We start from the raw sequence: 5,961 nt of genomic DNA on the forward strand, positions 1-5,961 counted from the left end.
CACGAACAGATATAGACCCTGAACAATATTCAAGTGAAAGTCACGAATGGGGTGAGTTTGTCACAGGGGTCAAAACACAACTCGATACTGAGGAAGAGGTTATTGCATTAACATTCGATGCTTGTGGAGGCCCGTATGGAAGAGGGTATGACGAAGAGCTAATCGACTTTTTAATCGAGCATGAAATTCCAGCTACACTATTTATTAACAAAGACTGGATTGAACATAACGAAGAAATTTTTATACAACTAGCTGAAAACCCATTATTTCAAATTGAAAATCATGGTACTGACCATTTACCTCTATCAGTAAGTGGTCGCACAGCTTGGGGGATCGATGGAACAAGCAGTCCTGAAGAAGTATATAAAGAAGTTCAAACAAACCAGCAATACATTTATGAATTAACTGGTGACACACCTAGCTTTTTCAGGTCTGGGACAGCTTATTTTGATGAAGTTGCTGTCCAGATGATTCAAGATATGGAACTTGAAGCTGTTAATTACAACGTCCTAGGTGATGCTGGCGGGACGTATTCTAGTGAACAAGTCGAACAATCATTACTTCAATCAAAACCTGGCTCTATTGCTCTTCTACACATGAATCAACCGAGTAGTGGAACGAGAGATGGAGTTATGAATGCTATTCCACAACTAATCGAACAAGGGTATGATTTTGTCCATTTAGATGATTATCACCTTAAATAATAAACAAACTACCAACAGTCGTGATTTAATAGTCACGGCTTTTTCATTTTTTCTATGAGCAAATTTTGTGAATTTTAATACCACTTCTGTTATATTAGTAATATATTAAAACATAGTAGTCCTATATGGATTAACAACTTTTAAAAAGGAGAGAAATTAAATGACTGAAGAAAACCAACAGTTTCAACTTCCACGAATTGGGGATCCTGCGCCTGACTTTGAAGCAAAAACGACACATGGGATTAAAAAGCTAGAAGATTATAAAGGATCTTGGCTAGTTTTATTTTCACACCCTGCTGATTTTACTCCCGTTTGTACAACTGAGTTTGTATCGTTTCAAGGGATTTATCCGCAATTGAGAGAATTAAACACAGAATTACTCGGTTTGAGCATTGATAGTGTTCAATCACACATCGCTTGGGCTCGTAACATTGAAGAAAACTTCAACGTAGAGATTGAATTCCCAGTGATTGCTGATTTAGATCAAAAAGTCGCTCAAAAATACGGGATGATTCACCCGAATGATAGTGGAACTGAAACGAATCGTGCTGTATTTGTCATTGATGATCAACAAGTGGTAAAATCAATCATTTATTATCCACTAACAACAGGCCGAAATATGGATGAAATCGTCCGACTCGTTAAAGCACTGCAAACAACCGCAGAGCATCAAGTATCGACACCTGCAGACTGGACACCGGGAGATAAAGTAATTGTCCCTCCACCAGCATCTAAACAAGAAGCTGACGCACGAGCTAAAGATGAAAGTCTTGAAGTGATTGATTGGTACATCGCAAAAAAAGACTTAAAATAAGTTCAATTAAAGCATTGTCGTGATAAACGGCAATGCTTTAATTTATTTCTTAACACGAAATATTCTTCATTCGAACTACTATTTATGCTATACTATCGTTATACTATTATGAAAATTTAGAATGTAACGGGAGGTTTTTTATATGACTAAAACGAGTTACCCTGTTGTTTGGGACTTAGATGTCTTTTTTAAAGGTGGTAGCGATTCAGAAGAACTTCGTCGTCACCTTGATGAGACAAAAGAGCGCCTTGCTTCAATAGCTGAGAAGTTTAACAAATTTGAAACACCAACTTCAGTCAATCAAGCTGAAGAAGTATCTAATTTAATTGAAGAAGGGTCTAATTTGGCTCAACATATTCGCCAGGCAGGTGCTTTCATTTCGTGCCTTGAAGCACAAGATATGTCAGACCATAAAGCAAGTACATTGCGCAGTGAAGTAACTGAGTTATCAGCTACATATGGCGCAGCATTTAATAGCTTCAAACAAAAATTAGCTCAAACTGATGAAAACGTTTGGCAAGAATTTTTAGAGCATGACAAATTAGCTGAGCTTACGTTCGTTTTAAACGAGTGGCGTGATGCAGCACAAGAACAGCTTTCTGAAGATGAAGAGGCACTGATCTCCTCCCTATCAGTTGACGGTTATCACGCTTGGGGACAAATGTATAACACGATTGTAGGTGGCATGACAGTCAATGTCACAGTTGACGGTGAAGAAAAAGAGTTATCCGTAGGTCAAGCGAATAACTTACTATCACATGAAAACCCTGAAGTGCGTAAACAAGTCTATGAGAAGTTAGAAGCTTCTTGGAAAGAGAAAGAATCATTATTTGCTAACACACTAAACCACTTAGCTGGCTTCCGTTTAAATGTCTATAAAAAGCGCGGTTGGGACAATGTGTTGAAAGAACCGCTAGATATTAACCGTATGCAACAAGAGACGCTTGATGCGATGTGGGGTGCAATTACGAAGCATAAACAACCATTTGTAGACTTTTTATACCGTAAAGCTGAATTGTTAGGTAAAGATAAACTTGAATGGTACGACCTAGGTGCACCAACTCAAGAAAATAGTCAAAAGCTTTCTTATGACGAAGGTGCGCAATTTATATTAAAGCATTTCGAAGAGTTCAGCCCTATAATGGCTAAATTTTCTAAAACAGCTTTTGAAGAAGGTTGGATAGAAGCTGAAGATCGTTCAGGCAAGCGTCCTGGTGGTTTCTGTACTGGTTTCCCATTAAGTGAACAGTCACGTATTTTCATGACATACAGCGGTTCTATGTCTAACGTGGCAACGTTAGCTCACGAGTTGGGCCACGCTTATCATTCGTATGCGCTAAAACCAGTTCACCCGCTTAACCGTCGTTATGCAATGAATGTTGCGGAAACAGCTTCGACGTTCGCAGAAATGATCGTTGCTGATGCAGCTGTTAAGGCAGCAGACACGAAGGAAGATCAAATTGCACTATTAGAAGATAAACTTCAACGTAGTGTTGCGTTCTTTATGAACATTCACTCTCGTTTCTTATTCGAGACACGCTTTTATGAAGAGCGTAAAAACGGATTCGTACCAGCAAGCCGTTTAAATGAATTAACAGATGAAGCTCAACGTGAAGCTTATTGTGATGCGGTAAACTCAACAAGCCCGAGTTACTGGTCGAATAAACTACACTTCCATATTACAGGGGTACCTTTTTATAACTTCCCGTACACGTTCGGTTATTTATTCTCGCTTAGCATTTATGCTAAAGCGCTAGAAGAAGGTACTAACTATGAAGACCAATACATCGCGCTACTACAAGATACGGCGAGAATGTCGGTTGAAGACTTAGCTATGAAACATTTAGGTGAAGATATTACGAAAGAAGCGTTCTGGGAGAAAGGTATTGAACTTTGTAAGAAGGACGTAGCGGAATATTTAGAGTTAACGAGTAAGTAGAAAAATCCCAGTTAAGGTTTATTCCTTAACTGGGATTTTCTTTTCAAAGTAATAAAATGGTTCTGTAAAATCACCGTGACGTTGACGGTCAACAAGTTGATAATCGCCTTTATAAAATAAATTAATCGCTGCTTTATTTTCCCCATTCGTATCAGTTCGAATGTAACAAAACCCTCGATTAGCCGCTAAGTTTTCTGCAAAACGATAAAAAGCTAAAGCAATCCCTTTATGTCTAGCAGCTGGTTTGACGGCTAGTCTTTTTATACATAAAAACGGAGCTTGTTCAGACCAACTAATCTCTTCGTACTCTTCATGTCCTTGGTCACTAATACAAGCAACAGCTAACACTTCCCCTTGTTCTTCATAAACATATAATTCGTCTTTTCCAATATCTACCTCATAATGCTTTCTTAACGGATATGTATAGCCCCACTGCGTCATTCCAGCTTCTTTCATAACGCGTTTTGCTTCAATTACTATTTGTTCGATTTGATCTAAATCGTAATGTGTAGCCTCTCTAATCAAGTAAATCACCTTTTCTTTTTTTCATAGTTTATCACATTTTAACTTATTGCTTAATTTAATTGCATTGCTTTTGACATTCAAACGTATATTTGAATATAATATATTCAAATGAACATTTGAATGAAAGTAGGGGAAACAATTGAAACTACCTAACTGCACATCTGAAATAAGTGAAGATCAACTTAAACATATTTATAAATCGGTTAACCAAACATCCATTCAAGCTGTAGCCCAATTGTTCAAAGTGTTAAGTGATCCGACTAGAGTCAAATTCGCTCAAGCTTTAACAATTGAAGAAGAACTTTGTGTCTGTGACCTTGCAGCAATTACAGAAACGTCCGTTGCTTCCGCTTCACATCATTTAAGAACATTAAAAAAGCACGGTTTAGCTAAGACTAGGAAACAAGGTAAAAATATTTATTACTCACTTGATGATCACCACGTTCACGACCTCGTTAACATTGCTGTTGAGCACCAGCACGAACTGGAGGAATCGTAATGGCTCAAGAAACCTATTACGTCAAAGGTATGTCTTGTACTTCATGTGCAAAAACATTTGAAAATAACGTTAAAGATATCGAATCGGTCCAAGATGCTCACGTAAATTTTGGCGCTTCGAAAATTACCGTCCAAGGTGATGCTTCTATCCAACAATTAGAACAAGCCGGCGCATTTGAAAGTTTATCGGTATCGAAACAGTACGAAAAAGATTCACCACGTAAGCTAAATACGTTAAAGTCGAATTGGCATATTGTCGCATCATCAATTTTCTTATTAATAGGCGTTTACTTATTAGTTCAATTAGGTGAAGAACACCCTATTACGACTTCAGCATTTTTAGCTTCGATTGCTGTTGGTGGTTATCAATTGTTAAGTACAGGCGTGCGACATTTACTTAAACTGCGTTTTGATATGAAAACTTTAATGGCAATTGCTGTAATTGGTGCAGCGATCATTGGTGAATGGGTCGAAGGTGCAGTCGTCGTCATCTTATTTGCCATTAGCGAAGCGTTAGAACGGTTCTCAATCGATCGCGCTCGTTCATCCATTCAGTCGTTAATGGAATTAGCACCTAATAAAGCAAGAGTAAGGCGAAACAATGAGTTAATGGAGTTAAACGTGTCTAATATTCAGGTTGGCGATACTGTCATTATTAAACCTGGTGAAAAAATCCCTGTTGATGGTATCGTAACCAAAGGTGAGTCAACGATTAATCAAGCAGCCATCACAGGTGAATCTGTGCCTGTATTTAAAACCGAGAATGATGAAGTGTTTGCTGGTACTTTAAATGAAGAAGGCTATTTAGAAGTTAATGTCCAAAAGTTAGCTGAAGACTCTACTTTAGCCAAAATTATTCACTTAGTGGAAGAAGCTCAAAACGAAAAAGCTCCAGCTCAACAATTTATCGACCGTTTTGCTGCTTACTATACACCTTTAATAATGGTTGTCGCACTAGGAGTTGCTACCATTCCACCGATCTTTTTCGGGCTTAGCTTTGAAACTTGGGTTTACCAAGGGTTAGCCGTATTAGTTGTCGGTTGTCCTTGCGCTTTAGTCATTTCAACGCCTGTAGCCATTGTCACAGCGATTGGAAGTGCAGCACGAAATGGTGTGTTAATTAAAGGCGGGGCTTACTTGGAAGCACTCGGTCAAATTAAGACAATCGCATTTGATAAAACGGGTACGATTACACAAGGTAAGCCTGTCGTTCAATCTTATCAATTATTTGATGAAAGTATTTCACCTGAGTACTTTTTCCAAAGAGCATATGCATTAGAGACACTTTCTCAGCATCCGCTAGCTAAAGCTATTACTGAATATGCGAATGACTATGTTAAGCCTGAACCATTATCGAACGTCACTAACTTTCAATCGATCACTGGAAAAGGTGTAACTGGTGAAATCGAAAGTTCACAGTTTAAAATCGGAAGCCCATCAATGTTTGGTTTGAGCAGTGAACAACAAGCAGTTGTGAATGA

General features: G+C 38.2%; 6 protein-coding genes. 5 read left to right on the top strand and 1 reads right to left on the bottom strand.

Translation table 11 applies throughout. From position 1 onward, the window contains the following. The 3 genes from A194_RS0114030 to A194_RS0114040 form a co-directional block, all read left to right on the top strand. The coding region (locus A194_RS0114030) for a polysaccharide deacetylase family protein (protein WP_017187444.1) at positions 1-704 on the top strand (704 nt) is incomplete at its 5' end. A 160-nt stretch (positions 705-864) separates the two neighbouring features. After that, entirely contained in the window at positions 865-1,518 is a 654-nt protein-coding gene (locus A194_RS0114035; RefSeq protein ID WP_017187445.1) for a peroxiredoxin, read from the top strand. Positions 1,519-1,660: 142 nt separating this feature from the next. Continuing rightward, positions 1,661-3,457 (top strand): M3 family oligoendopeptidase, encoded by a 1,797-nt coding sequence (locus tag A194_RS0114040; RefSeq protein WP_017187446.1) that lies wholly within the window; start codon positions 1,661-1,663, stop codon positions 3,455-3,457. A gap of 18 nt (positions 3,458-3,475) precedes the next feature. Here the strand turns inward: A194_RS0114040 and A194_RS0114045 are convergent, their stop codons facing one another. After that, a complete protein-coding gene (locus tag A194_RS0114045; RefSeq protein WP_017187447.1) occupies positions 3,476-3,982 on the bottom strand; it encodes a GNAT family N-acetyltransferase in 507 nt (168 codons plus the stop codon). A 139-nt stretch (positions 3,983-4,121) separates the two neighbouring features. Here A194_RS0114045 and A194_RS0114050 point away from each other — a divergent pair, with 139 nt between their 5' ends. Together A194_RS0114050 and A194_RS0114055 are read left to right on the top strand one after the other, a co-directional pair. After that, on the top strand, positions 4,122-4,481 hold the full coding sequence (locus tag A194_RS0114050) for an ArsR/SmtB family transcription factor (RefSeq protein ID WP_017187448.1): 360 nt from the start codon (positions 4,122-4,124) through the stop codon (positions 4,479-4,481). After that, a partial coding sequence (locus A194_RS0114055; RefSeq protein ID WP_017187449.1) for a heavy metal translocating P-type ATPase occupies positions 4,481-5,961 on the top strand: 1,481 nt, incomplete at its 3' end. The genes A194_RS0114050 and A194_RS0114055, both read left to right, overlap by 1 nt.

Origin of the sequence: Alkalibacillus haloalkaliphilus C5 (genome assembly GCF_000269905.1) — a bacterium.
Lineage (GTDB): Bacteria > Bacillota > Bacilli > Bacillales > Alkalibacillaceae > Alkalibacillus > Alkalibacillus haloalkaliphilus_A.